21 protein-coding genes are annotated in these 26,220 nt (G+C 66.7%); 15 read left to right on the top strand and 6 right to left on the bottom strand.

The genetic code is table 11. The annotated features are described in order from the left end of the window. Nucleotides 1-59 precede the first annotated feature (59 nt). Nucleotides 60-779: a Crp/Fnr family transcriptional regulator gene (locus AOZ53_RS22710; protein ID WP_054489478.1), complete on the bottom strand. Its 720-nt coding sequence runs from the start codon at nucleotides 777-779 to the stop codon at nucleotides 60-62. Between the two features lie 61 nt (nucleotides 780-840). On the opposite strand from AOZ53_RS22710, the gene AOZ53_RS22705 reads away from it, so the two are divergent. The 5 genes from AOZ53_RS22705 (at nucleotide 841) to AOZ53_RS22685 (ending at nucleotide 5,990) form a co-directional block, all read left to right on the top strand. Beyond that, nucleotides 841-1,836 carry an ABC transporter substrate-binding protein gene (locus AOZ53_RS22705; RefSeq protein ID WP_054489477.1) on the top strand — a complete coding sequence of 332 codons (996 nt, stop codon included), beginning with the start codon at nucleotides 841-843 and terminating at the stop codon, nucleotides 1,834-1,836. Continuing rightward, on the top strand, nucleotides 1,833-2,627 hold the full coding sequence (locus tag AOZ53_RS22700; protein ID WP_054479569.1) for an ABC transporter permease: 795 nt from the start codon (nucleotides 1,833-1,835) through the stop codon (nucleotides 2,625-2,627). The genes AOZ53_RS22705 and AOZ53_RS22700 overlap by 4 nt, the downstream gene beginning before the upstream one ends. After that, nucleotides 2,620-3,303 (top strand): ABC transporter ATP-binding protein, encoded by a 684-nt coding sequence (locus AOZ53_RS22695; RefSeq protein ID WP_054489474.1) that lies wholly within the window; start codon nucleotides 2,620-2,622, stop codon nucleotides 3,301-3,303. The genes AOZ53_RS22700 and AOZ53_RS22695 overlap by 8 nt, the downstream gene beginning before the upstream one ends. 93 nt (nucleotides 3,304-3,396) lie before the next feature. Further along, nucleotides 3,397-5,526, top strand: coding sequence for a TonB-dependent receptor family protein (locus AOZ53_RS22690; RefSeq protein WP_054489473.1), 2,130 nt, complete (start codon nucleotides 3,397-3,399; stop codon nucleotides 5,524-5,526). A gap of 20 nt (nucleotides 5,527-5,546) precedes the next feature. Beyond that, nucleotides 5,547-5,990, top strand: coding sequence for a CopD family copper resistance protein (locus tag AOZ53_RS22685; protein WP_054474899.1), 444 nt, complete (start codon nucleotides 5,547-5,549; stop codon nucleotides 5,988-5,990). 39 nt (nucleotides 5,991-6,029) lie between these two features. On the opposite strand, the gene hxsA is transcribed toward AOZ53_RS22685, so the two are convergent. The 3 genes from hxsA to hxsB are packed head-to-tail and all read right to left on the bottom strand — an operon-like array spanning nucleotide 6,030 to nucleotide 9,255. Next, a complete protein-coding gene (gene hxsA, locus AOZ53_RS33720) occupies nucleotides 6,030-6,683 on the bottom strand; it encodes a His-Xaa-Ser repeat protein HxsA (protein ID WP_082380370.1) in 654 nt (217 codons plus the stop codon). Beyond that, nucleotides 6,680-7,819 carry a His-Xaa-Ser system radical SAM maturase HxsC gene (gene hxsC, locus AOZ53_RS33715; RefSeq protein WP_082385738.1) on the bottom strand — a complete coding sequence of 380 codons (1,140 nt, stop codon included), beginning with the start codon at nucleotides 7,817-7,819 and terminating at the stop codon, nucleotides 6,680-6,682. The genes hxsA and hxsC overlap by 4 nt, the downstream gene beginning before the upstream one ends. Beyond that, a complete protein-coding gene (gene hxsB / locus AOZ53_RS22680; RefSeq protein ID WP_054489471.1) occupies nucleotides 7,807-9,255 on the bottom strand; it encodes a His-Xaa-Ser system radical SAM maturase HxsB in 1,449 nt (482 codons plus the stop codon). Before hxsB ends, hxsC begins: the two co-directional genes overlap by 13 nt. A gap of 304 nt (nucleotides 9,256-9,559) precedes the next feature. On the opposite strand from hxsB, the gene AOZ53_RS22675 reads away from it, so the two are divergent. The 7 genes from AOZ53_RS22675 (at nucleotide 9,560) to AOZ53_RS22645 (ending at nucleotide 20,197) form a co-directional block, all read left to right on the top strand. Further along, entirely contained in the window at nucleotides 9,560-10,066 is a 507-nt protein-coding gene (locus AOZ53_RS22675) for a sigma-70 family RNA polymerase sigma factor (protein ID WP_054489468.1), read from the top strand. Next, a complete protein-coding gene (locus AOZ53_RS22670; RefSeq protein ID WP_054489466.1) occupies nucleotides 10,063-11,052 on the top strand; it encodes a FecR domain-containing protein in 990 nt (329 codons plus the stop codon). The genes AOZ53_RS22675 and AOZ53_RS22670 overlap by 4 nt, the downstream gene beginning before the upstream one ends. A 68-nt stretch (nucleotides 11,053-11,120) precedes the next feature. Continuing rightward, nucleotides 11,121-13,550, top strand: coding sequence for a TonB-dependent siderophore receptor (locus tag AOZ53_RS22665; RefSeq protein ID WP_054489464.1), 2,430 nt, complete (start codon nucleotides 11,121-11,123; stop codon nucleotides 13,548-13,550). 117 nt (nucleotides 13,551-13,667) lie between these two features. Continuing rightward, entirely contained in the window at nucleotides 13,668-14,195 is a 528-nt protein-coding gene (locus AOZ53_RS22660) for a sigma-70 family RNA polymerase sigma factor (protein WP_054433416.1), read from the top strand. Between the two features lie 6 nt (nucleotides 14,196-14,201). Beyond that, nucleotides 14,202-15,152, top strand: a complete 951-nt coding sequence (locus AOZ53_RS22655) for a FecR domain-containing protein (protein WP_054489462.1) — start codon at nucleotides 14,202-14,204, stop codon at nucleotides 15,150-15,152. Between the two features lie 86 nt (nucleotides 15,153-15,238). Then, nucleotides 15,239-17,683 carry a TonB-dependent siderophore receptor gene (locus tag AOZ53_RS22650; protein WP_054489460.1) on the top strand — a complete coding sequence of 815 codons (2,445 nt, stop codon included), beginning with the start codon at nucleotides 15,239-15,241 and terminating at the stop codon, nucleotides 17,681-17,683. A 99-nt stretch (nucleotides 17,684-17,782) separates the two neighbouring features. After that, nucleotides 17,783-20,197 carry a TonB-dependent siderophore receptor gene (locus tag AOZ53_RS22645; protein ID WP_054489458.1) on the top strand — a complete coding sequence of 805 codons (2,415 nt, stop codon included), beginning with the start codon at nucleotides 17,783-17,785 and terminating at the stop codon, nucleotides 20,195-20,197. A 31-nt stretch (nucleotides 20,198-20,228) separates the two neighbouring features. On the opposite strand, the gene AOZ53_RS22640 is transcribed toward AOZ53_RS22645, so the two are convergent. Together AOZ53_RS22640 and AOZ53_RS22635 are read right to left on the bottom strand one after the other, a co-directional pair. Continuing rightward, nucleotides 20,229-21,155: a FecR domain-containing protein gene (locus tag AOZ53_RS22640; RefSeq protein WP_054489457.1), complete on the bottom strand. Its 927-nt coding sequence runs from the start codon at nucleotides 21,153-21,155 to the stop codon at nucleotides 20,229-20,231. A 27-nt stretch (nucleotides 21,156-21,182) separates the two neighbouring features. Next, the gene (locus AOZ53_RS22635; RefSeq protein ID WP_054433411.1) at nucleotides 21,183-21,689 is read right to left on the bottom strand and encodes a sigma-70 family RNA polymerase sigma factor; all 507 of its coding nucleotides are present in this window, start codon (nucleotides 21,687-21,689) and stop codon (nucleotides 21,183-21,185) included. A gap of 246 nt (nucleotides 21,690-21,935) precedes the next feature. On the opposite strand from AOZ53_RS22635, the gene AOZ53_RS22630 reads away from it, so the two are divergent. The 3 genes from AOZ53_RS22630 to AOZ53_RS34790 all read left to right on the top strand — a co-directional run bounded on the left by AOZ53_RS22630 (nucleotide 21,936) and on the right by AOZ53_RS34790 (nucleotide 26,045). After that, complete coding sequence (locus tag AOZ53_RS22630; RefSeq protein WP_054489455.1) at nucleotides 21,936-22,991, top strand: hypothetical protein; 1,056 nt, start codon at nucleotides 21,936-21,938, stop codon at nucleotides 22,989-22,991. Between the two features lie 164 nt (nucleotides 22,992-23,155). Then, nucleotides 23,156-24,460 carry an STN domain-containing protein gene (locus AOZ53_RS35095; protein ID WP_231690665.1) on the top strand — a complete coding sequence of 435 codons (1,305 nt, stop codon included), beginning with the start codon at nucleotides 23,156-23,158 and terminating at the stop codon, nucleotides 24,458-24,460. After that, nucleotides 24,390-26,045: a TonB-dependent receptor domain-containing protein gene (locus tag AOZ53_RS34790; protein WP_231690666.1), complete on the top strand. Its 1,656-nt coding sequence runs from the start codon at nucleotides 24,390-24,392 to the stop codon at nucleotides 26,043-26,045. Before AOZ53_RS35095 ends, AOZ53_RS34790 begins: the two co-directional genes overlap by 71 nt. Nucleotides 26,046-26,220 lie beyond the last annotated feature (175 nt).

Raw genomic sequence — 26,220 nt, 5'->3', positions numbered from 1 at the left:
TGGCGGGCGGGGCCGGCATCGCGGCCCGCGCGCCATCCCGGGCGCGCCGGGCGTGCGCGTCAGAATGGCCGCTTGGCCGTGGTCGCCAGTTTTTCCAGATAGGCCGGCGTGTGCAGCACCCAGTCGCGGCGCTTGCCGCTGACGTGGCCCTGGGTCTGCCAGTCGTTCAGCAGCCGGCTCAGGGTTTCGGCGCGGATGCCCAGGTGCGCGGCCAGCTGGCGCTGGTTCAGCGGCAGCGTCACCGCGTCGCCCTGGCGCTCGCGCAGTCCCATCAGATAGTTGGCCAAGCGCTCGGGCGCCGAGCTGGACGTCATCCAGTCGACCTTGTTGACCTGGTCGTACAGGTTCTTGCTCAGCCCCGCCAGTAGCGCCAGCGCCAGGTCCGGCCATTGACGGCAGGCGTCGTGCAGCCGGCGGCGGCACAGCCGCCAGCCCTGGAAGGCGGTGCGCGCGCGCGCCTGCATCGGATAGCGGCCATGCGGCATGAACATGGCGGCGTGCGCCATCAGCGTGCCCGGTTCGAACACGCGGAAGACGCGTTCGTCGCCGTTGTAGCCATAGCGCATGACCTCGGCCTGACCGTGGCCGACCAGCAGGTAGTGGCGGGCAACATCGCCTTCGCCGAACAGGATCTGCCCGGCATCGGCATGTAGCGGCACGGCGTCGCCCGCCAGGTACGCGGCAACCTCGGCGGCCGCCTGGGGCGGCAGGCCGCGCAGCAGCGGATGGCGGGAAAGCAGGTCCGCCGCGACCGGGTCGGGCAGATTGATATTTGTCATTCTGGGTCTTTCGGCGTGAATGGGAGAATTTTAAACGATAACAATTCCCATTTGAAATCCAATGAAAAACACCCTGACGCGCCGCCATTTCTGCGCCGCGATCACCGCCGCGGCGCTGCTGCCGGGTTGGGGCGCGGCCCGCGCCCGCCCGCGCGCCACGCTGACGCTGGCCGGACCCGGCGCCGTGGTCAGCTACCCGTTGATGCACATGGCCGCGACCGGCGCCCTGGCCGGGCAGGCGGATTCGGTGCGTTTTCGGCTGTGGCAGAGCGCCGACCAGTTGCGCGCGCTGCTGGTGAACGGCGACGTCGACTTCAGCGCCGCGCCCAGCACGCTGCCGGCCCTGCTGCGCAACCGCGGCCTGCCGGTGCGCCTGCTGAACATTTCCGTCTGGGGCATTCTCTGGCTGGTCAGCCGCGATCCGGCCATCCAGTCGTTCGAGGACCTGGCCGGCCACGAACTGGCGGTGCCGTTCCAACGCGACCTGCCTGCCGTGCTGCTGGACACGCTGCTCGAGGCCCAGGCCGCGCGAGGCCTGGCGCCTGTCAAGCTGCGCCGCACACGCGACGGCCAGGACGCGATCGCGTTGATGCTCGGCGGCCAGGCCGAACACGCGCTGCTGGTGGAGCCCATGGCGTCGCTGCTGTTGTGGCGTGCGCGGCAGCAGGCCGGCGCGCCCGCGCTGCATCGCGGCCCCAGCCTGGAGCAGGCCTGGCGCGCCGCGTTTCCCGCGCAGCCGTCCCTGCCGCAGGCGGGCGTCATGGCCGCCGTCGGCGTGGCCGACGACGCGGCGCTGTGCCAGGCGGTCGACGCGGCCTATGCGGCCTCGGCGCGCTGGTGCATGGATCACCCGGCCGAATGCGCGACGCTGGTGCGAGAGCATCTGCCGCACATGCCGCAGGCCGCGCTCGAAGCCGCCATCCGCCAGACGCGCCTGCAGAGCCGCAGCGCGCGCGAGGCGCGGCCCGAGATCGAAGCCCTGTACCAGTTGCTGGCCAACCGCTATCCCCAAGCCATCGGCGGCGGCCTGCCGGCCGTCGGCTTCTACGGACCATGAGCGGCCCCTCTTCGTCGCGCCTGAACGCGCCCGTCCTGCGCACCTCGCGCGCCTGGAGCGTGGCCGGCGTGTTGCTGCTGGTGCTGGCCTGGCATCTGGCCGCGCGCCAGCTCGGGCCGCTGCTGATGGCGACGCCCTGGGAGGCGCTGCGCGCCATCGGCCCGCTGGTGCGCAGTCCGCAGTTCTTCGCCAACGCTGGCGTCAGCCTGATGCGCATTGGCGTGGGCGTGCTGGCTGGCGCGTCGCTGGGCTTCACGCTGGGCATGCTGGCCGGCCACAGCGCCCGGCTACGCGGCCTGATCGAGCCGTTGCGCTGGCTGTTGATGGCGATGCCGCCGGTGGTCGTGGTGGTGCTGGCGATGCTGTGGTTCGGGCTGGGCTCGTCGATGGTGATCTTCATCACCACGTTGATGATGGCGCCGGGCATGTACGTCAACACCGTCAAGGGCATGCTGCACGTGGACCGCAAGCTGATCGAGATGACGCAGGTCTACCGCTATGGCGCATGGTTGCGCCTGCGGCACCTGTACCTGCCCGCGCTCAGCGCGCCGTTGCTGGCGGCCCTGCTGATCGCCGCCTGCGGCGGCGTGCGGCTGGTGGTCATGGCCGAGGTGCTGGGGGCCGAGAACGGCGTGGGCTACGCGCTGGCCAATGCCCGCGGCACCTTCGACACCGCCGAGCTGTATGCCTGGGTGCTGCTGATCCTGGGCCTGGTGGCCTTGCTGGAGTTCGTTTTCCTGCAACCGCTGCAGCGCCGCCTGGGGCGCTGGATGGAGCCGAGCCATGCTTGAGCTGCGCGGCCTGTCCCTGCGCTACGGCGCGCAATCCGTGCTGCGCGATGTCGACCTGCGCCTGCGGCCGGGCGAGCGGCTGGGGCTGATCGGCCCCAGCGGCGCCGGCAAGAGCAGCCTGTTGCGCCTGGCCGCAGGCCTGGCGCGGCCCAGCGCCGGCGTCTTGCGCAACGATTTCCGCCACGCCGTGCTGATGTTCCAGGAACCGCGGCTGCTGCCCTGGCGCCATGCGCTGGACAACGTGGCGCTGCCGTTGCGCGCCGCCGGCCATGCGCCCGCCAGGGCGCGGGCGCTGGCGGCGCAATGGCTGTCCCGCGTGGGCCTGGACGCGGCGATGCAGGCGTGGCCCGGCGAGCTGTCGGGCGGCATGGCGCAGCGCGTCGCCCTGGCCCGCGCGCTGGCGCTGGGGCCGGACCTGTTGATGCTGGACGAACCCTTCAGCGCGCTCGATCCGGCGTTGCGGCGCCAGCTGGCCGCTTGTTGCCGCGACGAGCTGGCCCGCAGCGGCGCCGCCTTGCTGTGCATCAGCCATGACCCCGAGGAACTGCTGGGCCTGGTCGATCGTTGCGTGCTGGTGCGGCAGGGCCGCGTCATGCCGATCGAGCCCGATGCCGCCGGCGGCTTGTCCGCCGCGCGTTTGCGCGCGCTGTTGCTGGAGGCCGGCGCCGCGCCCTGACGCGGGCATCCCGGGCGTTCGCGCCGTTCCGATTTCTCCGTTCGCCGGCCTTGCCATGAACGTTTTCTTTCCTTGCCACGTGGAAGTATTCGCATGACGTCCCCCCTCCTGCGCCAGTTGGCGTCCAGCCTTACCCTGGGTGTGCTCGGCCTGTCCGCGGCCCATGCCCAGTCCCAGCCCCCCGCCGCGGCCGGCCAGGCCGTGCCGTCGCTGTCGCCGGTGATCGTGTCCGGCGAGTCCGCCACGCGCGGGCTCGACCCCGGCCCCCAGCGGGTCCGGGCCGAACAGCAGGCCGTGCCGGGCGGCGCCAACCTGATCCTGCCGCAGCAGGAGGTGCGCCTGATCACGCTGCGCGACGCGCTCGACTACCAGCCCGGCGTGGTGGTGCAGGAATTCTTCGGCGGGCTGGACCAGCCGCGCTTGAACATCCGCGGTTCCGGCATCCAGAGCAATCCGCTCAGCCGCGGCATCCTGTTGATGCAGGACGGCCTGCCGCTGAACGATGCGGACGGCTCCTTCGTCATCAGCCTGCTGGAGCCGCGCAATGCCGGCCTGATCGCCGTGCGGCGCGGCGCCAACGCGCTCTCGCCCGGCGCCACGACGCTGGGCGGCGAGGTCGATTTCCAGTCGCTCACCGGCACCCAGAGCGACCAGGTCCGGCTCGGCACAGGCAGCTTCGGCACGCGTTCGGTCACGCTGTCCAAGGGCTTCGAGGACGAGCGCCTGGATGGCCGCTTCAGCTTCGGCTACGACAAGTCGGATGGCTACCGCCATCACTCCGCGTCCGAACGTTCGAGTTTCCAGGGCAACCTGGGCTTTCGTCGCGGGACCTTCGAGAACCGCACCTATCTGTCATACACCGACCTCAAGTTCGACATTCCCCAGCCGGTGCCCAAGGCCCGCATGTATGCGGATCCGCGCGGCGTGCTGGGCGACGGCAATTCGCCGCAGGACCTGGCCAACAACGTCTACAACCGCGATCCGCACCGCGACACCAGCCAGTTCCGCATCGCCAACCGCAGCTATTGGGGCGGCGATGACCTGAACCAGACCGCCGGCCTTTATTGGCAGCGCACCAACGACGACTTCACCAATCCGCAGGTCGCCAACGTCACCGACGGCGACACCTACGGCCTGGCGTGGCAATTGGCCGGCAAGGCCGGCAGCGTCGACTACCGCATCGCGCTGGACTGGCAGCGCAGCGACATGGACCGCGACCTCTACGCCATCCGTCCGGCCGATGGCCGCCGCCTGCAGCGCTTCGGCAACTATGCGCTCACCGCCGAGAACCGCAGCGCGCTGGTGGGCCTGGACTGGCATGTCACCGGGCAGCTCAGCCTGGTCGGCGACCTGAAGTACACGCAGGCGGTGCGCGACGCCCGCGAGCGCGGCAGCGGCAAGACCCTCGACCAGGACTGGAACTACGCCACCCCGCGCCTGGGCATCGTCTGGCAGCCGGCGCAGACGCAGCGCTGGTATGCCAACGTCAGCCGCAGCAACGAGGCGCCGACCTTCTGGGAGATCGTCAACGGTGAAGTGCCCGCGCCGATGAACCCCGCCACGGCCGTGACCTCCATGAGCAAGCTCGACCTGCAGCGCGCGCTGACCTACGAGGTGGGCGGCGATGGCACCTTCGCCGTGGCGGGCCGCGACCTGCGCTGGACCGTGTCGCTCTATCGCAGCCGGGTCGAGGACGAACTGATGTCCGTCACCAACGCCAACGGCACGCCGGCCGGCACCTACAACTATCGCGGCCGCACCCGCCACCAGGGCATCGAGGCCGGCCTGTCCGGCAGCCTGCCCGCGCCGGGCGACGGCCTGCTGGACTACCGCGTCGCCTACACCTTCAGCGACTTCCGCTTCCGCGACGGCGAGTTCCAGGGCAACCGCATCGCCGGTGTGCCGCGCCACTTGCTGAGCGCCGAGTTGATGTATCGCAAGGGCGGCTGGCGCGTCGGGCCCAACCTGCGCTGGCTGATGAGCGACACTGAAACCAACCACGCCAACGCGCCGGGCACGCAGCAGAATGCCTATGCGCTGCTGGGTTTCAAGATCGCTTACGAGTATGACGCGCACTGGAGCGCCTTCTTGCAGGCCGACAACCTGACCGACAAGACCTACGCCAGCAGCTACGCCATCCGCAACAGCGCGACGGCGGCCATGCCGATCTTCCTGCCGGGCAACGGCCGGGCGTTCAGCGCCGGCGTGGCCTACCGCTTCTGACGACTTATCCGGGCACCGCCATGAACACCTATCCCTTGCTGTTGATCCTGCACCTGCTGGCCGCCTTCGTCTTCGTCGGCACGGTGACTTTCGAGGTGCTGTTCCTGGAACCGGTGCACCGGCGCCTGCCGCCGGAGGTGCGCAAGGCGCTTGGCGCCCAGCTCGGCCCGCGGGTGCGGGGGACGGTGCCGTGGGCCGTGCTGGCGCTGTATCTGGCCGGCCTGGGGCTGGCCTGGCAATACCGCGGCGTGCTGGCGCATCCGGCCGGCTCGCCGCTGGGTATCCTGCTGTCGGTCAAGATCGCGCTGGCCGTGAGCGTGGCGGCGCACGTCGTCACGGCGCTGGCGCTGTCGCGCAAGCGGCGGCTGACCCCGGCATGGCAGCGGCGCGTGCATCTCAGCGTGTTCTGTCACATGATCGGCATCGTGGTGCTGGCCAAGGCGATGTTTTATGTGACCTGGTGACACGCTATTGAGCGTATCTCCAGCAAGGGTCATAACGTTTTATCGTGCCACGACAACTCCCAGCGCGTTCATTGTTTCTGTGGTCATTAGACCGGTAGCTGGCAATGACTTGACTGTTTGAAAATGCTTGAGCGCGGCAGTCGTAGCAGGCCCTAATACGCCATTGATTGGACCCTCGTAGAGATGGAGCGAAGTTAGCTTTATCTGCACGCGGATGATTTGCAGTTTGAGTTTTTCGGAACGACTCAAATCCACAGTATCTTGCGATGCGCTTCCGCTTTTTTTTGAGGTGTCGCTTGCCGAGGGGTTGGCATTTGATCTTGGGGCTGATCCAGCACTTGGCACTCCGCCATTGCTTCCTGATGACGAGCCTGAAGGGGTGTAGAGTGGACTGGGTTTGGCAGGTGGTGATACCGGCGTGGCGGGAGCGGAGTAGTAGCCAGATGATCCGCGGCTACCGGAGCCGGAGTAATGTGAGCTATGGCTGGAGTGAGATCGGTGGCTTGAGTGCGATCGATGACCCGCAAACAGGTTGTCGTACCCAAAATTCAGAGGGCGCAGCGGCACAGCTTGCGGTTCATTGAGCGCATCTAATACGAGTTTTTCGGCAGACGGTGCCGCACTTATGGGTTTGGTTCCGATAGCGGTAAGTCCGGCGATAAATACACTAATGCTTTTTATGAAGCGACTCATGTCGCATATTCCTCGTTCAGAACTTTGATGACTTTGGACGGTTTCCAGCCGCGCTCATGCCAGGAAAAAAATCCAGAACAATCCTGCTTCATGTCACAGGTGTCGCAGGTGGGGGTGTAAACGTTTTTCCAGTCCGAGATACTACGGTGAGCATGTCGCCGTAGCGGCTTCGACAAAGCGCATAGCGGCGTATTCATGAATAGAAAGGGGATTGAATGGCGGGTTAGCTGAAGGGCTGCTTGTTGAATGACGTCTTCCCATTCAAGCAGATCTACCTCGCAGTGCTCGCGATTGGCAAGTGCAAAGCCAATGGGTTCGCACGCCATTAACGCCACTTCCTTGACGAACGGCAAGTTTCGGCCGATGAACATGCAAAGTTCTGGAAGTACCTCCAGAACAGGGCGAATTAACACTATCCGAAGTTGAATAGGTTGGTGGTACTGCTGAAGATTCAGTAGCCCTGCAATAGTCTGTTCGAAGGCGCCCTGTGCTTGAACCACGAAGTCGTGTAGAAAGTCCGCATGTCCATACAGCGGTACTAACCAAGTTGTTGGTGTGTTCAAGCCGTCTAGCAGGAGTTTGCTCTGATCAGAATTAGCGAGTAGTCGACCATTGGTCAAAATTTCTACTCGGGTGCTTGGGTGCTTTTTTGTAAGGGAATCCAGTACCGTTCTGAGATGGGGGCCCAAGAGCAGAGGCTCTCCTCCACTAAGGCCGAGTACTGTTGGCGAATTCTCCATATGTCGTATTACGTCAATCGCTTCCCGAACCATCCACGAGTCTTCTTGCGGGGTGGGGGGTTGTGAGCACATCAAGCAGTAGCTATTGCATCGGTTAGTCATCTGGAGACCATGATGCAAGTCTGATTCGCGATACAGGATGGAAGCTTCACATCGCTCTGGAGTGGCTGAGACAATGTCCCCGGACTGAAGGCCGATTGCATCCACCCACTCGACATTGGATAGGCCTGAAGCTCGATAGTGCGCAACTAGGTCTCGTTGTGACGGAGTGAGGGCCGGAATCAGAAATTGCAGATCGGGCTGCCATTGCGATGCCAATAGATCGGCGTCGACTATTCTCCACACATGGCGATCATTCGTTGCGTTCGGACCAAAAACTGCTTTCAAACGTCGCATTGAATCGCCTCCGTTGCAATGACAGGACGCGCCCATGAGTGGAACAAATCCAAGCGATCTGTGTCTGCTTCTCTTACTGCAGAAAAGAAATAGTCAAATAGCCATTGGTGCCGTTGACAATGCTCAGTGAGGTGAGGAGAGACGTCCATCTTGCCAAACTGGGCCTGAGCATCGACCGGATTTGGGGCGCAGAATGTTTGGTACGCGCAATTCCGACAATCGGACATCAACTCGACTTGACTGGAGGCAATCAGCATTTGTTGCACGTCGGAGTGCTTCAATGAGGCCAAGGTGGCCCCAATTGGGCCCAAACGAAGCGATGAATCTCCGCTTTCTGCCAGCATGCGGGCTTCGTCGCTCGGGTACACAAAGCCGTCGTAGTTGTAGACCAGGACACTCTGGCCCGCCCCCGTGGGGCTTTGAAGGTCGACATATCCCGAGTCGAAGGGAGACAGGATCTTGTTCAGGATGATCGACGCGTAGACTTCGCGCAAAGCGATGCCTTGTTTGTTCCAATAAAAAACACGGTCAAGCGCGCGACGGTAAAAATCATAGAATTGAGTGGGCTTATATCCAAGCAGTAGCTGGTTGCGCTTGGCAAAGCCATAGCTGCTGAGCGGTCGAACAAAGATCTCCTGAAATCCAAGTTTTACGTACTCATCGACTATGGCCTCCGGATGAGCGAGAGAGGCCTTGGTTGTCGTCATCAATGCCGCCACCGCATCCTTTCCCAGCCTGTTTCTCGCCAGTTCGATTCCCGCAACGGTGCGTTCATAGGAGTTACGGCCGGGAATAGGTCGATTGCGGTTATGCAGTTCAGCCGGACCGTCGATACTTGTGGAGAGAAATACAGAATGTTGTGCAAGGAAATCGCACATGTCCGAGGTCAGTTGGTGGAGTGTCGAGGCGATAACGAATCGCAACTGTCGCCCTTCTGTTCGGTTCCGTTGTTGAATACGTATTACGGCTTCCTGTACCAAGTCGAACCGCAGTAAAGGGTCGCCTCCCTGGAATTCGATCGTCAAGGTTGGAGCCTTGCTTTCAAAAATTCTGTCACATGCTGCCAATAGGTCTTTGTGCAATATCGTGTGGCCCGTATCTGTCAACGATCGACTAACTTGGCAGTATTGACAGGAGTGGGCGCATTGCAAGGTGGGAACGATAATATGTAGGCTGGGACCACTCGTGACGGTCTCACGTTTGGTTACCTGGCGCGAAGCCAACAGGCGACGAGTACCGCTTCCGCTCTGGCTTGCTATGAAGTAGCGCGCCTTCAGGTCTGCCTGCATCGACAGGGGGAGGTCAGACACTCGACCTTGCGCCAACAACTCGGCCTGTTCCTTGTTCAGAAAAACATAGTCACCAGCAGAGCTGACCGCCAACCACTCACCTGCGAGTGGCCTGGTCTGATAGGGCATTGTCTTTACGGCGTACATATTCACGCGCTTCTCCTAGCGCGGCTCCCATGGCCGGCACATCTAATTTTATTTAGCAACATAATTGCACATATTGGTTGCTAAATCTAATTGGAAATATCTTCTGGGAAAGTCTCTCGTTTTGGGTGCCACTGCGTTAGTGGCACTGATAGCAGGCTCAATCGCAGGCGCGTGATACCAGGCTACTTTTTTGAAACAACGGGGGACGGGACTCGCACTTGAAGTTTGGAAGTCGCTTATCTCCCAGCCTCTGATGCAATGTTGTAAATTGTAGTGATTCTCATCTCTGCCCGCGCGACCCCCCATGGCTGCCTCCGACCCCTCTCCGCAGCATCCCTTGCATACGCTCTACCAGGATCACCAGGGTTGGCTGCAAGGCTGGCTGCGCAAGAAACTGGGGTGCGCCCTGGATGCCGCCGACCTGGTGCATGACACCTACCTGCGGGTGCTGAGCCGGCGCGAACCCGGCGAGATCCGCGAACCCCGCTCGTATCTGGCCACCATCGCCCACGGGCTGATGGTCAACCACCTGCGGCGCAAGGACCTGGAGCGCGCCTACCTGGAAACGTTGGCGCAATTGCCCGAGCCGCTGGCGCCGTCGCCCGAGGCGCGCGCGCTGGCGCTGGAAGCCCTGGTCGAGATCGACACCATGCTCGATGGCCTGCCGGTGGCGGCGCGGCGCGCGTTCCTGCTGTGCCAGCTCGAAGGCATGACGCATGCCGAGATCGCCAGCACGCTGCGCGTGTCGGTGGGCTCGGTGCGCCTCTACATCGCGCGCGCCCTGCGCCAGTGCCTGGAGCTGGCGCCGTGAGCGCGAGCGGGGCGGAGCGCATCGATCCGCGCGCGCTGGATGGGGCGGTGGAATGGTTCCTGCGGCTGACGTCCGGCACCGCCAGCCAGGCCGACCACGAGGCCTGGCTGGCCTGGCGCCGCGCCGATCCCGAACATGAACGCGCCTGGCTGCGCACCGAGGCCCTGACGCGCCGCTTCGAGGCCTTGCCCAAGGGCGTGCTGCCGGTGCTGGGCCAGCCGCGCTCGGCCGGGCGTCGGCGCGCGCTGGGCAAGCTGGTGTTGCTGGCCAGCGCTGGCGGCGCCGGCTGGCTGGCGTACCGCGACGATGCCTGGCGCGGCTGGACGGCCCAATACCGCACCGCCGTCGGCGCGCGCCGCGAGGTGATGCTGGCCGATCACAGCCGCATCGTGCTCAATGCCGCGACCGCCATGGACGTGCTGTTCGACGCCCGGCAACGCCTGATTGCGCTGCACGCCGGCGAGATCCTGGTCGAGACCTCGCCCGATCCGGCGCCCGTCGCGCGGCCCTTCATCGTGCGGACCCGCGAAGGCAGCATCACCGCGCTGGGCACGCGCTTCGTGGTGCGGCGCGACGATGGCGTGTCGATCGTGCAGGTGCTGGACGGGGCGGTGCGGGTGGCGCCCCGCGGCGCCGCGTCCGACCACGCGCGGCAGGTGCCGGCAGGCATGAGCCTGCGCTTTGGCGACGGCATCGACGAGGGCCTGGCGCCGGTGGCCGGGGACCCGTCGGCCTGGCAGCGCGGCATGCTGCAGGTGGATGGCATGCCGCTGCGGACCTTCCTGGCGGAACTGCAGCGCTACCGCAGCGGCTGGATCGACTGCGCCCCGGAAGTGGCGCACCTGCCGATCTCGGGCGCCTTTCCGCTGGAGGACACCGACCGCGTCCTGGCCACGGTGGCCGACACGCTGCCGTTGCGCCTGCGCTACCGCACGCGCTACTGGGTATCGGTGCTGCCGCGCAGCGCCAGCGAAACGAATTTGTAACGCGATTAGCACTTTTCGCGCTTCGATTGGCTACGAGGGTAAGACCCACCGTGAGGAGTTACCCCGTCATGCCCCCGCGTTTCCCCCGCCTGCGCGCAAGCGCGTCCCGCCGCGCCGTGCGCGGCGCCCGCCTGTTCGCCTTGCCGCTGGCCGTCCTGGCCGCGCCCCTGCAGGCGCAGACCCCCGCCGTGGCGATTGCGCCCGGCCCGCTCAGCGCGGCGCTCTCGGCCTATGCCGCGCGCGCCGGCGTCCTGCTGTCATTCGATCCGGCGCTGACGCGGGACTTGACGACCGAGGGCCTGAACGGCAGCTACGGATTTGAAGAGGGCTTGCGCCAACTGCTCCAGGGCAGCGGCCTGGAGCCCGTGCGGCGGGCCGATGGCGGCTACACGCTGCGGCGCATGCCTGCCTCGAGCGTGACCGCGCTGCCGGCCGTCACCGTGACCGGCAGCCGCGACGGCGACGCGCCCAGCGAAGGCACCGGTTCGTACACGACGCGGGTGGCCACCTCCGCCACGCGCATGGATCTGTCCCTGCGCGAAACCCCGCAATCGGTCAGCGTCGTCACGCGCCAGCAGATGGACGACCAGAACCTGGTCACCCTGGACGACGTGATGCGGCAGACGCCTGGCGTGGTCGCCGACAAGCTCGACGAGCGCGTCACTTTCACCTCGCGCGGCTTTGCCTTGAGCACCATGATCGACGGCGTGCCGACGTTCGCGTTCAAGACGCCGGCGGCCGAGATCGGCATGATCAATACCGTGATCTACGACCGCGTCGAGGTGGTGCGCGGCGCGGCCGGGCTGCTCAACGGCGTGGGCGAGCCGGGCGGCTCGGTCAACCTGGTGCGCAAGCGGCCCACCGCCGAATTCGCCGGTCACGCCACGGCGGGCGTGGGCCGCTGGAACAACTACAACCTGGAGCTGGACGTCGGCGGCCCGCTGAACGACAGCGGCAGCCTGCGCGGCCGGGTCATCGGCTCGCGCACCGCGGGCGACAGCTTCATCAACGACAAGAAGCGCTCCGACGACGTCTTCTACGGCATCCTCGAGGCGGATGTCGCGTCCAACACCACCTTGAGCCTGGGCTTCGAACACCAGAAGACCGCCATCGATGGCGCCAACTTCGGCCAGGCGCCGCTGTTCTACAGCGACGGCAGCCGCACCCATTTCTCGCGCTCGTTCAACCCCGGCACGCCGTGGAGCCAGTGGGACATGTACAGCGACAAGATCTTCGTCACGCTGGACCATCGCTTCGCCAACGGCTGGCGCGTCAAGATGGACGCCAGCCGCCTGAAGAACGAACGCAAGGCCCTCTGGGGCTACCTGTTCGAGTATTTCCCGGTCGAGCAGAATGGCGATTCGACCATCGAGATCCGCCAGAACCCGGCCACTTCGACCAACAAGTCGTTCGATCTCTACGCCACCGGCCCCTTCCAGGCGTTCGGCATGGAGCACCAGGCCGCGCTGGGCGTCAGCGTCAACGACTACACCAGCGAACTCAACCTGAATTCGGCCAATCCGAACGGCTGGGACCGGCGTCCGCTGAACTTCTACCAGCTGCAGAGTTTCCCGAAGCCGAGCCGTTTCTACACCTACTTCAACACCTTCCTGGACGCCAAGGAAACCGCCGTATATGGTTCCACCCGCCTGAAGCTGGCCGAGCCGGTGTCGCTGGTGCTGGGCGGCCGCGCCACCTGGTATGAGGAAAAGTCTTCTTCCTACAACGGCCCCGCCAATCTCTGGACCACCAACCCCACCGCCAAGGTCAATGGCGAGTTCACGCCGTATGCCGGCACGGTGGTGGACCTGAACGACAACTTCTCGGCCTACGCCAGCTACACCCGCATCTTCATTCCGCGTTCGGAGCGCGATTCGTCGAACGCGCTGCTGCCGCCGCAGACCGGCAAGAACTACGAACTGGGCCTGAAGGGCGAGCACCTGGACGGCAAGCTCAACACCAGCTTCGCCGTCTTCCGCACCCAGGAAGCGAACGTGCCGGTCGAGGACCCCAGCGCGCCGCCGCTGCCCGATGGCAGCACGCCGTACCGGTCGGTGGCCGGCGCGCGCAGCAAGGGCTTCGAGGTGACGGTGGCGGGCGAAGTGGCGCGCGGCCTGCAGGTGATGGGCGGCTACACCTACTTCGCCAAGCGCGACAACGAGGGCGCGCTGCTGTTGCCCAATTATCCCGAACGCCTGTTCCGGGTGGCGGCCAGCTACCGGCTGCCGGGTGCCTGGAGCAAGCTGACGGTGGGCGGCAGCGTCAATTACCAGAGCGGCATCTACTACGACGAGTCGAGCGGCCTGGGCCGCGCCTCGCAAGGGGGCGTGACCCTGCTGGGGCTGATGGCGCGGTATGAGTTCAGCAAGCAGGTGACGGCGTCGATCAATATCGACAACCTGACCGACAAGCGCTACTACAGCGGGCTGGGCGGGTACAACGGCTACAACTACGGGACGCCGCGGAACGTGTGGATGAAGGTGAGCTACAGGTTCTAGGCCTCGCGACGCGGGTAGCCGTCGCGGCGGGAGTGGGAAGGCGGGCGATTGAACGCCTTCATCAATAATGATTACAATTCCCATTCCCGAAATTCACAAGGCGCTGACGCGACGGCCATGTCGTCCACGGAATCCCTGGAACACCGCGAGCTTGGCAGGCTGTACCGCGACCATCACGGCTGGCTGCGCGGCTGGCTGCTGCGGCGCCTGAACGTGCCGGCCGAGGCCGCCGACCTGGCCCAGGACACCTTCCTGCGCCTGCTGGCCTCGCCGGCGTCGATGGCGCAATTGCAGGGCGTGCGGCAGCCGCGCAGCTTCCTGGCCACGGTGGCGCAGCGCACGCTGGTCGACCACATCCGCCGCCAGGTGCTGGAACGCGCCTGGCTCGAAACCCTGGCGCAGCAGCCCGAGGCCTGCGCGATGTCGCCCGAGACCCAGGCCATCCTGCTCGAGACCATCCGCGAGATCGACGCCATGCTGCACGGCCTGGGCGACAAGGTGCGGCGCGCTTTCCTGATGTCCCAGCTGGAAGGGGCCAGCTACGCCGAGATCGCCGCCCGCCTGGGCGTGACGGTCAGTTCCGTCAAGAAGTACATGGCGCGCGCCACCGAGCATTGCCTGGTGTACGCGTTGGCCCGGCAGTAGGCGGCCATGGCGGACAAGACCATCGCCGCGGCGGCGCAATGGTACGCGCGGCTCTGCGCGGACGACGTCAGCGCGGCCGACCTGGCGGCGCACGGGCGCTGGCTGGCGGCCGACCCTGAACACGTGCGCGTCTGGGGGCAGGTGGAGCGCCTGCGCGGCACCCTCGGCGCGGCGCCGGCGCGCCTGACCGCCGACACCCTGAACCGCGCCGAGCTGCATTTCTCGCGCCGCCGCGCGGCGCTGCGCAACGGACTGGGCGCGGTGGCGCTGCTGGGCGCCGGCGGCCTGGCGGCCTGGCGCACCCTGCCGATGGAGCGGATGCTGGCCGACTACCGCACCGGGGCGGGCGAGCGCCGCGAACTGCGGCTGGCGGATGGCACCTTGCTCTGGCTGGACAGCGCCAGCGCGGTCGACGTGACCGTCGACGCCGGCCAGCGGCGCATCTTCGTGCATGCCGGCGAGATCCTGGTCGATACCGAAAACGTCCGTCCCGGCCTGCCGCCCTTGCGCGTGCTCACCGCGCACGGCGCGGTGCGTCCCCTGGGCACGCGTTTCATCGTCACGCGGCAGGACGACCTGACGCGGGTCGCGGTGCTGCGCCATGCGGTGGCGCTGGAACCCGCGACGGGCGGCGCGCCAGTGATCCTGAAGGCGGGCGAGCAGGGCACGCTGGCGCCGGCGGGGGCGCAGGCGGCCGGCGCCATCACCGGCGAGCCCGACGCCTGGACGCGGGGCCTGCTGGTGGTCGATAACTGGCGCTTGGACGACTTCATCGCCCGGCTCGACCGTTATCGGCCCGGGCTGCTGCGATGCGACGATGCCGTGGCGGCGTTGCGCCTGTCGGGGGCGTTTCCGGTCGACGACACCGACCAGGCGCTGGCCGCCGTGACGCGCGCGCTGCCCGTGAACATCGTGCGCTTTACCCGTTATTACGTCCGCATCGTCGCCCGCCACTGATTTTTTTCGCTCGGCATTGTCCTTTTTCCGCGCTCGTCCGACTTAGCAGGGATTACGTCGGATCTGCCACACGGAAACCTGAGTCCATGCCTTCTGTCCCTTTGCTTCGTCACTCCACCAAACTCGCGCCCCTGGCGCGCGCCGTTGTCATCGCCTTGACCGCCCTGGGCGCCACGCCGTCCGCGCAGGCGCAGGCCGTTTCCAGCGCGCAGGCGTCGCGCCACTACGAGGTGCCGCCCGGCCCGCTGGGCCTGGCCCTGAGCCGGTTCGCCGCCCAGGCCGGGGTGGTGCTGTCGTTCGACGCCACGCTCACCCAGGGCCGCCAGAGCGCCGGCCTGCAGGGCGACTATGGCGTGGCCGCGGGCCTGGCGGCGATGCTGTCGGGCACCGGGCTGGAGGCCGTCAACCAGGGCGGCAACCGCTATGGCTTGCGCGTCGCCAATGCGCAGACGCTGGCGCCGGTCGAAGTGCTGGGCGCGCGCGAACCCGCGCCCAGCGAAGGCACCGATTCGTATACGGTCGGCGTGTCGAACACCGCCACCCGCCTGCCGATGACGCTGCGGGAGACGCCGCAGTCGGTCTCGGTGATGACGCGCCAGCGGCTCACCGATCAGGGCCTGAACACGCTGGAAGACGCCATCGCCAACACCCCCGGCCTGGTCTTCAAGAAGAAGGGCTCGGCCGACGACAACGAGAAGGGCCTGTATGCGCGCGGCATGGAGATCACCAACATGCAGGTCGACGGCGTGCCGACCCACAAGGACTTCAATGCCCTGGGGCTGGACACGGCGCTGTATGACCGCATCGAAGTGGTGCGCGGCTCCACCGGCCTGCTGAGCGGGGCGGGCAACCCGGCCGCCTCCATCAACCTGGTGCGCAAGCGGCCGACCCGCGAGTTCGAGGCCGGCGTGGGCGCCAGCGTCGGGTCGTGGGACTACAAGCGCACCGAGTTCGACCTGGGCAGTCCGCTGGATGCATCGGGCAAGCTGCGCGGGCGGCTGGTGGGCGCCTGGCAGGAGGGCGGTTCGTTCATCGACCGCGTCAAACAGGATTCGCAGCTGCTGTATGGGGTGGTCGAGGCGGACCTGACCGAACGCACCTTGCTGACCCTGGGCGCGGAATACCAGCGCAAGAAGTGCACGGCGTGCTCGTACTTCGGCTTTCCCGCCTACTACGCGGACGGATCCCGGACCGACTTCCGGCAACGGTTCAATTCCGCCACCAACTGGAGCCGCCAGGAACGCACGCGCTACAACGTCTTCGCCACGCTCGACCATGAGTTCGCGTCATCGTGGAAGGGGTCGCTGACGCTGTCGCGCACCGGCGACGACAATGACCGCACCTATGGCTGGTTCAGCAGCAACGGCTGGGCCAATCCGCAGACCGGGAAGGGCGCCTCGGTCTGGATCGCCAAATGGCCGATCCCCAAGACCCAGAACGCGCTGGACGCCAGCCTCAGCGGCGCCTTCGACGCGCTGGGCCGCCGCCATGACCTGGTGCTGGGCGTGAGCCTGTCGCGCACCAGGGCCGACTACGACACCTATCCGCTGTGGACCGCGCCCGGCTATGACCCGGTCATCCCGGACGTGCGCGCCTGGGATGGCGACATGCCGCAGCCGCAGTGGCAAGCCACCGGCAAGCGCTACTACACCGAGAAGCAGAACGCGGTCTATGGCGCATTGCGCCTGCGGCCGACCGATGCGCTGTCGGTGATCCTGGGCTCGCGCATCACCTGGTGGGACCAGCAGGCCTCATACACCTACAACGACGGCTCGGCCTATCCGGACAACATGCGCGAGCAGGGCGTGTACACGCCGTATGCCGGCCTGGTCTACGACCTGACGCCGACGCTGTCCGCCTACGCCAGCTATACCAGCATCTTCCTGCCGCAGCAGGCCCAGACCGTGTCGGGCAGCGGCATCGCGCCGATCAAGGGCAATACCTACGAGATCGGCCTGAAGAGCGCCTGGCTGGACGGCCGCCTGAACGGCGCGCTGGCGCTGTTCCGCACCCGCCAGGACAACTACGCCATGCTGGACGGCGACAAGCTGGCGCCCAATGGCGACAGCGCCTATGTCGCCGCCAACGGCGCCGTGCTGCGCGGCGTGGAAGCCGAGCTCAGCGGCGAGCTCATGCCCGGCTGGCAGATGCAGCTGTCGTATGCCTACGTGGACCGCCGCCTGCCGACAGGTTTCACGACCCAGGTCGGCCTGCCGCGCCACATCGCCAAGCTCTACACCACCTACCGCCTGCCCGGCGCCTGGAGCGCGCTGACCGTGGGCGGCGGCGTGCGCTGGGAAAGCCAGAGCGGTTTCACCAGCCGCGGCCCCGGCGGCCAGCAATTGGATTCCTCGCAAAGCAGCTATGCGCTGGTCGACCTGATGGCGCGCTACCAGTTCAACCGCCAGTGGTCGGCCACGCTGAACCTGAACAACGTGCTGGATAAGAAGTACTACGCCAGCACCAACGTCTACAGCAATTACTACGGGGCGCCGTTCAGTGCGATGCTGGGGGTGAATTACCGCTATTGAAAGGAAGGGGAGCAGGAAAAAAAAGTGCGTGGGGCCTGATACCTTTTCCTTTCTCGGCTGGCATAGCAGGTATCTTCCCCAGTCCGAGAGGCTCATTCCATGCGTTCCCCCTCCGCCAGGCGCTGCCGCGCGATTTCCGTGGCCTTGCTGGCCGGCAGCCTGACCACGGGCGCGGCCGTCCACGCGCAGCCCGCGCCTTCTCCGGTCGACATCCAGGCCCGCCAGGCCTACGACATTCCGCCCGGCCCGCTGGGCAAGGCCATCGCCAGCTTCGCGCTGGCCTCCGGCCTGTCGCTGGCGTTCGAGCCGGCCTGGACCGACGGCCTGCACAGTCCCGGCGTGTCGGGCGAATTCAGTCGGGCCGAGGCGGCGCGGCGCCTGCTGGCGGGAAGCGGGCTCGAGATGGTGGCGCGCGCCGATGGCAGCTACACGCTGCGCAAGACGGTGTCCGACGCGACGACGCTGCCGGCCATCACCGTGACGGGCGCGTCGGGCTATGCCGGCGCCAATCCCTATCTGGTCGGCGGCGCCACCACCGCCACCAAGACCGCCACGCCCTTGATGGAGACGACGCAGTCGATCTCGGTGGTGACGCAGGAACGCATGGCGGCGCAGGGCGCGCAGACGGTGACGGACGCCTTGAGCTATACCGCCGGGGTGCACGCCAATGTGGCGGGCGACAATCCGACCGACAACACCCTGATGGTGCGCGGCTTCCAGCAGCTCACCACCAATGCCTTCACCGACGGCCTGCGCAACAACAACACCGGGTATTTCGCGCCCGAGCCCTACGGCATGGACCGGATCGAGGTGCTCAAGGGGCCGTCGTCGGTGATGTATGGCCAGGGCTCGCCCGGCGGCATCATCAATATCGTGTCCAAGCGGCCGCTGTTCGAGTCGCATCGCGAAGTGGGCCTGTCGACCGGCAGCAACAACCGGCTGCAGGGCACGATGGACATCGGCGACGTGATCGACGCGCCGGGCACGTTGGCCTATCGCCTGGTGGCGCTGGGCCGCAATGCCGACAGCAACATCGACGGCATCGCCGACGACCGCGTCTACGTGGCGCCCAGCCTGACCTGGGCGCCCAGCGCGCGCACTTCGGTGACGCTGCTGGCTTCGTACCAGAAGAACCGCAACCTCTTCACCAGCAATCTGCCGTACGCGGTGCTGGATGGCTCCAATCCCAATGGCCGCGTGCCGCGCCACCGTTCGCTCAACGAGCCGGGTTTCGACAAGGAGCAGGGCGAGCTGACCAACATCGGCTACGAGCTGAGCCATGCCTTCTCGGATGCGTGGACCTTCCAGCAGAACTTCCGCTACGGCCATTTCAAGGGCTATGAGGACCAGCTGTTCCGCAATAGCGGCGTGATCAACGACACCATGATCGCGCGCTACTACCAGCTGCGCACTTACGACAGCGATACGTATTCGGCCGACAACCGCCTGGTGGGCAAGTTCGCCACCGGCCCGCTCGAGCACACGCTGCTGGCGGGCGTGGACTACCAATACAACACGCGCAACGCCGATACCCAGACCGGCAATGCTCCGGCGATCAATATCTATCATCCGGTGCGCGTGGCCATCGACACGTCGCGCTATACCTCGCGGCTCAGCACGCAAGACAGCACCCGCCAACTGGGGGTGTACCTGCAGGACCAGGTCAAGCTGGACCGCTGGGTGGCGACGCTGGCCGGCCGTTACGACTGGGTCAACCAGCGCAACCGCAACCGCCTGCTGGGCACGCGCGCGGATTCGGCGGCCGAGGACTTCACCGGGCGGGCCGGCCTGGGCTATGCCTTCGACAGCGGCTTCTTCCCGTATGTCAGCTACAGCGAATCGTTCTCGCCGCTGAGCGGTTCGGACATCAATGGCGCGCAGTTCAAGCCGGAGACCGCCCGGCAGTACGAGGTGGGCGTGAAGTACCAGGCGCCGGGCTCGGACAGCTACGTGACCCTGGCGGCATTCGACCTGCGACGCCAGAACGTGCTGACGCCCAACCCGCAGAACACCTCGTTCAGCGTGCAGGAAGGCGAGGTGACCTCGCGCGGGATCGAGCTGGAAGGCGTGCTGCGGCCGCTGCGCGGCTGGAACGTGATCGCGTCGTACACCTACAACGACGTCGAGGTCACCAAGGACAATCCCAACTTCGCCGGGGTGAGCAACAAGGGCAAGGCGCCGGTGCGGGTGCCGCGCCACCTGTTGTCGCTGTGGACCGACTACACCTTGTCCAGCGGCGCGCTGGACGGCCTGACGCTGGGCGCGGGCGTGCGCTACACCGGCACGACGTTCGGCGATGCGCAGAACACCTTCAAGGTGCCGGCCTACACGCTGGTGGATGCGATGGTGGGCTATGACTTCGGCCGCGCCACGCCGTCGCTCAGGGGCCTGAGCGCGTCGCTCAACGTGCGCAACCTGACGGACAAGTACTACGTGGCGGGCTGCTTCCTGAACAGCGCCTGCCTGCTGGGCGCGGGTCGCAGCGTGGTCGCCAACGTGACGTACAAGTGGTGAGCCGGGTGGCGGGGCCGCGTGGGGCGGGCCGTCAGGCCGGCCCCACCAGGATCCAGTAGCCGCCCAGGCGCGAGGCGATCGCCACCGGATAGGTGGCGGCCAGCATCGCCAGCGCGCGGTCGGTGTCGGCCAGTGGGAAGGTGCCGGAGACGCGCAGGCGCGCCACGGCTGGATCGCAGCGCACGACGCCCCTGCGGTAGCGCGCCAGCTCGGCCACCACGTCGTTCAGCGCCTGGCCATCGGCCAGCAGCATGCCTTGCGTCCAGGCGGTGGCGGCGGGGTCGAGCGGCGCGGCGTCGATGCCGCGCGCCGAGAAGTCGGCCTGTTCGCCGGCCCGCACCACGCGCAGGTCCTGGCCGGTGGTGACGCGCACGGCGCCCTCCTGTACCGCGAGCCGGGTGTGGTCGTCCTGCTGGCGCACGTTGAAGCGCGTGCCCAGGGCGCGCAGCACGCCGTCGCGGGTGCGGACTTCGAAGGGGCGGGCGTCGCCGGCGGTCTCGATGTGGATTTCCCCGGCGCGCAGCAGCACCGTGCGCTGGCTGGCGTCGTAGCGGATGTCGACCGCCGAGCCGGTGTTCAGCGTCAGGCGGGTGCCGTCGTCCAGGCGGATGTCGCGCCGTTCGCCGGTGGCGCTGCGGTAGTCGGCGGTCCAGCCCTCGGCATCGGACCAGCGCCAGGCGCCCCAGGCCGCGGGCGCGACGGCCAGCAGCGCGGCCAGCTTGGCCAAGGCGGCGCGGCGCGCGCGCGGCCGGTCCAGCGCCGGCATGGCGAGCGCGGCCGGCATGTCGCCCAGCCGGGCCATCAGGCGCTCGGCGCGCTGCCAGGCGTGCTCGTGGGCGGGGCTGCGCGCGCGCCATGCCATCCAGGCCTGGCGCGTCTCGGTGGAAATGGCGCCGGCATGCAGCGCCACCAGCCATTCGGCGGCTTCGTCCAGGAGGGGGTTGTCCGTGGCGTTCATGCGAGGTTTCCCAGTGGGCTCATGGGCCTATTCCATGCATTCCAGGCACAGGCGGAAGGCGCGCGCCATGTAGCGCTTGACCGTGATGAGGGACACGCCGATCTCGCGCGCGATGGCCTCGTAGGTCAGCCCCTCGATCTGCGACAGCAGGAAAGCGCGCCGCACCGGCGCGGGCAGGGCGTCCAGCATGGCGTCGATCTCGTGCAGGGTCTGCAGGATGATGAGCTGGCGCTCGGGCGAGGGCGCTTCGTCTTCGGGGACGCGCGCCAGGGCTTCCAGGTAGGCCTGTTCCAGCGCGCGGCGCTGGTACCAGTTGACCAGGATGCCGCGGGCCACGGTGGTGAGATAGGCGCGCGGCTCGTGCAGCACCGCCGGCAGGCGCGAATCGAGGATGCGGGCGAAGGTGTCGTGGGCCAGGTCGGCGGCATCGCCGACATTGCCCAGGCGCCGCCGCAGCCAATGCTGCAGCCAGGCATGGTGGTCGCGGTACAGGGTATGGACTTGCTGCCGCGGATCGCAGTGGTCAGCCTCCATGGGCGTCTCCCGGGGGGGCTGAGGGGGCAGCCTAAATGCAAATAAGAGTTTTTCGCATTTTAGGAGATCCATCGCGTCCAGGCAATGCGGCGCATGGGGGCGATGGCGCGGATGTGGCGCCGACGCCGCGCCGCGGTTCTGTACACTGGCCCGCGGGGCGATGCCCGCCGCCCGACCGCGCGCAATATCGCGCTCGCACGCGGGGCTCGCCCTGCCTCCGACAACGATACTCTCCGGTTTTCCGCCATGTCCGCTACCCATGCCTCGCTTGCCGCCGCGCTCCGTTCCCCCGTCACCTCGGCCGACGATGTGGAAACCCTCGATGCGTTCTTCAAGCGCCCCGAGGTCCGCGCGTTCTACGAGGATGCGCAGGACCCGGCGCACACCGACGCCGGCCTGCGTTTCTGCGCCGAACTGCTGCCGACGCTGCATCCCAGCCGGGCGTCGGCGCTGGCGCTGATGTGCGGCTCGCTGGTGGAGGACGGCGCCGATCCCGTGCTGCTGTTCCCGACGTTGCAGGCGTTGCTGGGCCCGTGGCTGCAGACCCTGCGGCCGTATTGCGCGCTGGAGGTCGAGGAGGGCGACGCCGACGTGGAGGAGGCCGACCGCCAGGCCTGGAACGAGGCGGTGGCGCGGCTCGAAGCCATTCCCGAGGACCAGCGCTGGGAGCTCGATGCGCAGGTCGGCGCGGTCGATACGCTGGTGCTGCCGATGATGGCCATGCTGATGCGCGACCAGCGCAATCACCAGGCCTTCGTGGCCGATGCCGGGCTGATGGACCAGCTGTACGCCATGACCACGCTCAACGACAACCTGCCGTTCGAGCAGCTGCATTACCTGTGGCTGGCCTCGCGCATCAGCTACGAGGAAGAGCTCGTGGTGGTGTTGCCCGCTTCCGGCACGGGCTTCGTGGCGCGGGCGCACGGCATCAACAACAATTTCCACGCCTTCACGCTGTTGCAGAACCTGATGCGCGACCACGTCCAGCCCCTGGGCGTGCGCCGCGAGATCGCCGCGCGCGAGCCGGACGCCGAGCGCGACAGCGCCGACTTCCAGTGGTTGCAGGCCGATGCCTATGCGAATGGCGCGCTGGTCAACGACATGCGCTTGGCCTGGGGCGAGGCGGCGCTGCGCGACAACCTGGCCAGGCACGGCAAGCGCGTGCTGATCGCGCTGGAAAGCGACGAGGGCATGAAGCGCAACTGGTCGGGCTTCAACGGCGCGATCCACGATGCGCAGCAGCCGTCGATGACGTTCACGCGCTACCTGACGCCGGACGAGGTGGCGGCGTATCTGGCGTGAGGGCGATAGTGTAGGAACAGTCCTGCTTACGGCGGCTGACCCGCCATCTTCCCCATTCTGCGTTCGCGTTTCGCGGCCCGGCGCGTCATGTCTCTTGAAGACGATGACCAGGGCCCTGCTTGTTGCATGGATCCGCCCTGGCGTTCACGCCGAGGAGGCAGACCATGCACCGACCGTACCGGGCGCGCCCGCGCCGCCGTTCCCCTTTTCCGCGATCCCGCGCCGCCGCCGGATTGGCCCTGGCCTGCCGGCTGACGCTCGCCGTCCTGGGCGGCGCGTCCTGGCCAGCGGCGCAGGCGCAGCCGGCGCGGGTGCAGTACGACATCAGCGCCGGGCCGCTGGCGCAGGTGCTGAGCCGCTACGCGGCGCAGTCGGGCGTGGCGTTGTCGCTGGTCGCCGGGCAGGTTGCCGGGCAACAGAGCGCGGGGCTGCATGGTCGCTACGAGGTGGATGAAGGCTTTGCGCAGCTGCTGCGCGACACGGGGCTGGCGGCCCGCCGGGGTGTGTCGGGTTACGTGCTGGTGGCGGTGCCGGGGGAAGCGGCCGGATCGGTCGTGCTGCCGCCGGTCGAGGTCGACGCCGACGCCTTGCCCGAGAAAGCGGTGTACACCGCGCCGCGTTCCTCGGCGTACCTGTCGAGTCAGGACCTCGACCGGTTCGGCCGCGTGTCGGTCGGCGACCTGCTGGCCGGCATACCGGGCGTGCAGGTCGGCGACAGCCGCAATGGCGGGGCGCTGGACGTCAACATCCGCGGCATCCAGGGGCAGAGCCGGGTGGCGGTGCGGGTCGATGGCTCCGAGCAGGCGCTGGACGTGTACCGGGGATACGCGGGCACCCAGCAACGCAGCTACATTGACCCGGACCTCCTCAGCAGTGTGACGATCAACAAAGGACCTTCCATGACGTCCGGCGCCATCGGCGGCTCGGTCGAGATGCGTACGATCGGCGTGCAGGACATCCTGGTGGATGGCCGCCACGTCGGCTTGCGCCTGACCGGCGATGTGTGGAACAACGGCGTGGCGGCGCCCCACCGCACCGGCAAATGGAACGAAGACCTGCGCACGCTGCCGCATGACGACCGTGGCAGCCTGTTCGGTTCGGATGCCAAGGCGGGCAGCGCCGCGTTTGCCTATGCCAACGCCCACCTGGATGTGGTGGCGGCCTATGCCCGGCGCAAGCAGGGCATAGGCCGCCGGCGACAAGGGCCGGGATCGCTATCGGATCTACACCCGCGGGCGGGAAGTCTCCACCGTGGCCACGATCTACAACCCTGGCGACGAAGTGCTGAATTCCTCGGCCGAGACCGAATCCATGTTGCTGAAGGCGACGATCCGGCCGGCCGCGGGCCACACGCTGGAGCTGGGCTATCGCCGTTACGACGGCAAGATCGGCGAGATCATGCCGTCGGACATCTTTCGTTTCGGCACGGCGGGGATCAAGCAGTATCCGCTGGGCCGTACCGAGATTGACACCTACACGGCGCGCTATCAATTCCAACCGGCCGACCAACCGCTCGTGGCCGTGACCGCCAACCTGTGGATGACGGACGCCAAGACCAGCCAGCTGAACTCGGTGGAGGTGCCGGTGTCGCAAGCCTACAAGGATGATCGCGGCTGGACCCGGATGGCAGATCGCCGCATTGGCGGCGATCTGGGCAATACCTCGCGCTGGAGGACCGGCTACGGCGGCTTCAAGCTGGATCTGGGCGGCGCGTTCCAGGTCGAGGACATCCGGCCGCAGCGCGGCGTGGTGACGACCGCCAACGACATCAACATGCACCGCACCCTGCGCGATGCGTCGCGCAAGGAATTCAGCCTGAATGGAAAACTGGAATACCAGCCGGTGGAGCGGTTGACCTTTTGGGGCGGCGGCCGCTACAGCCATTTCAGCTCGGTGGACAACAATGTGCTGGCGACCGCGCATCGCGAGCGGCTCAGGTTGCGTCAGATGGTGCTGAACAGGCCGGGCGGTCCGCGCGGCATCATGTACTGGTTCCCGGACGCCGACGGCCAGTTCACCGACGCCACCGATCCTCGTTTGCGCAATGGCTTCGTATTCTGGGACTCCAACAATCCCTTCGAGGGCATGTCTTACGATAGCTACGGCCCGACCACGTCCAACGTTTATCCGACGCAGGTGATCCCGGTGGTGACGGGCTTTGACTATGCGCCGAAGTTACGCAGCAGCGGCGGCGGCTTCGCGCCATCGGCGGGGCTCAACCTTGAACTGGCGCCGGAGACGTTCGTCTATGCTTCATACACGCAGGGCCTGCGCATGCCGTCGCTGTTCGAAACTTCGATCGGCACGTTGCAGACCCGCGGGGGTAAGGACCTGAAGCCCGAGCGTTCGGTCAATTGGGAAGTGGGCGCCAGCACGTCGCGCGGCAATGTGCTGGTCGACGGTGACTCGGCGGCCTTGAAGGTGGCCTACTTCAACAACAAGATCAAGAACTACATCACGCGCTATTACGACCCTACTCCGCAAAAAAGGGGGATCATGGCGTTCAGCAATACCGACAGCTATCAGACCCGCGGCCTCGAATTGCAGTCTCACTATGATGCGGGAAGGGTGTTCGCGGACCTGTCGGCGACCTACTACCTGATGACCGAGACCTGCGATGCCGCGTTCGCTCAGGTGCTGCGCAAGAACTACCGGCCGCGTTACAGGGAGACGAAAAATACGCCAAACTGCACGCCTGGTAGTTTCATGGGTTCGTATACCAATACCCAGAATCCGCCGAAATTGGCGCTGAACCTGACCGCTGGGCTACGCTTTTTCAACGAGACATTGACGTTGGGCGGGCGCATGACCTACACGTCCGGCCCCACGGCCAAGGCCGACAAGCCGTGGCAGACCGGCGTGACCGTGCCGCAGGTCGTGTATCACCAGGTGACGCTGTTCGACCTGTTCCTCAACTACCAGTTGCGCGAACACACGGTGGTGAACGTCTCGGCGCAGAACCTCACCAACCGCTACTACCTGGATCCGCTGGCGCAGAGTTTCATGCCGGCGCCAGGCCGGACAGTGCGGATCGGCATGCAGACGCGCTTCTGAGCGTGTGCGGCGTCCGTGGACGGGCAGCCAGCATGCGATGCCTGCCCGGGCCGGGATCTATACCAAGGTATACGCCCCATGATCTGTTCGGAACGCCGCCCCAGACCTACACTGCCGCCTGTTGCAACCCTATAGGAGCCCGCCGTGGAAGACGACGGAAGTACCAGAACCCACG

It is taken from the genome of Achromobacter sp. 2789STDY5608621 (genome assembly GCF_001299375.1).
In the GTDB taxonomy this organism is placed as follows: domain Bacteria; phylum Pseudomonadota; class Gammaproteobacteria; order Burkholderiales; family Burkholderiaceae_B; genus Achromobacter; species Achromobacter insuavis.
This window is presented reverse-complemented; position numbering and strand designations above follow the sequence as displayed.

What these genes read in the sequence shown, in the direction of transcription:
- AOZ53_RS22710 (WP_054489478.1), bottom strand. Translation starts at nt 779, where the DNA reads ATGACAAATATCAATCTGCCCGACCCGGTCGCGGCGGACCTGCTTTCC.
- AOZ53_RS22705 (WP_054489477.1), top strand. Translation starts at nt 841, where the DNA reads ATGAAAAACACCCTGACGCGCCGCCATTTCTGCGCCGCGATCACCGCC.
- AOZ53_RS22700 (WP_054479569.1), top strand. Translation starts at nt 1,833, where the DNA reads ATGAGCGGCCCCTCTTCGTCGCGCCTGAACGCGCCCGTCCTGCGCACC.
- AOZ53_RS22695 (WP_054489474.1), top strand. Translation starts at nt 2,620, where the DNA reads ATGCTTGAGCTGCGCGGCCTGTCCCTGCGCTACGGCGCGCAATCCGTG.
- AOZ53_RS22690 (WP_054489473.1), top strand. Translation starts at nt 3,397, where the DNA reads ATGACGTCCCCCCTCCTGCGCCAGTTGGCGTCCAGCCTTACCCTGGGT.
- AOZ53_RS22685 (WP_054474899.1), top strand. Translation starts at nt 5,547, where the DNA reads ATGAACACCTATCCCTTGCTGTTGATCCTGCACCTGCTGGCCGCCTTC.
- hxsA (WP_082380370.1), bottom strand. Translation starts at nt 6,683, where the DNA reads ATGAGTCGCTTCATAAAAAGCATTAGTGTATTTATCGCCGGACTTACC.
- hxsC (WP_082385738.1), bottom strand. Translation starts at nt 7,819, where the DNA reads ATGCGACGTTTGAAAGCAGTTTTTGGTCCGAACGCAACGAATGATCGC.
- hxsB (WP_054489471.1), bottom strand. Translation starts at nt 9,255, where the DNA reads ATGTACGCCGTAAAGACAATGCCCTATCAGACCAGGCCACTCGCAGGT.
- AOZ53_RS22675 (WP_054489468.1), top strand. Translation starts at nt 9,560, where the DNA reads ATGGCTGCCTCCGACCCCTCTCCGCAGCATCCCTTGCATACGCTCTAC.
- AOZ53_RS22665 (WP_054489464.1), top strand. Translation starts at nt 11,121, where the DNA reads ATGCCCCCGCGTTTCCCCCGCCTGCGCGCAAGCGCGTCCCGCCGCGCC.
- AOZ53_RS22660 (WP_054433416.1), top strand. Translation starts at nt 13,668, where the DNA reads ATGTCGTCCACGGAATCCCTGGAACACCGCGAGCTTGGCAGGCTGTAC.
- AOZ53_RS22655 (WP_054489462.1), top strand. Translation starts at nt 14,202, where the DNA reads ATGGCGGACAAGACCATCGCCGCGGCGGCGCAATGGTACGCGCGGCTC.
- AOZ53_RS22650 (WP_054489460.1), top strand. Translation starts at nt 15,239, where the DNA reads ATGCCTTCTGTCCCTTTGCTTCGTCACTCCACCAAACTCGCGCCCCTG.
- AOZ53_RS22645 (WP_054489458.1), top strand. Translation starts at nt 17,783, where the DNA reads ATGCGTTCCCCCTCCGCCAGGCGCTGCCGCGCGATTTCCGTGGCCTTG.
- AOZ53_RS22640 (WP_054489457.1), bottom strand. Translation starts at nt 21,155, where the DNA reads ATGAACGCCACGGACAACCCCCTCCTGGACGAAGCCGCCGAATGGCTG.
- AOZ53_RS22635 (WP_054433411.1), bottom strand. Translation starts at nt 21,689, where the DNA reads ATGGAGGCTGACCACTGCGATCCGCGGCAGCAAGTCCATACCCTGTAC.
- AOZ53_RS22630 (WP_054489455.1), top strand. Translation starts at nt 21,936, where the DNA reads ATGTCCGCTACCCATGCCTCGCTTGCCGCCGCGCTCCGTTCCCCCGTC.
- AOZ53_RS35095 (WP_231690665.1), top strand. Translation starts at nt 23,156, where the DNA reads ATGCACCGACCGTACCGGGCGCGCCCGCGCCGCCGTTCCCCTTTTCCG.
- AOZ53_RS34790 (WP_231690666.1), top strand. Translation starts at nt 24,390, where the DNA reads ATGCCGTCGGACATCTTTCGTTTCGGCACGGCGGGGATCAAGCAGTAT.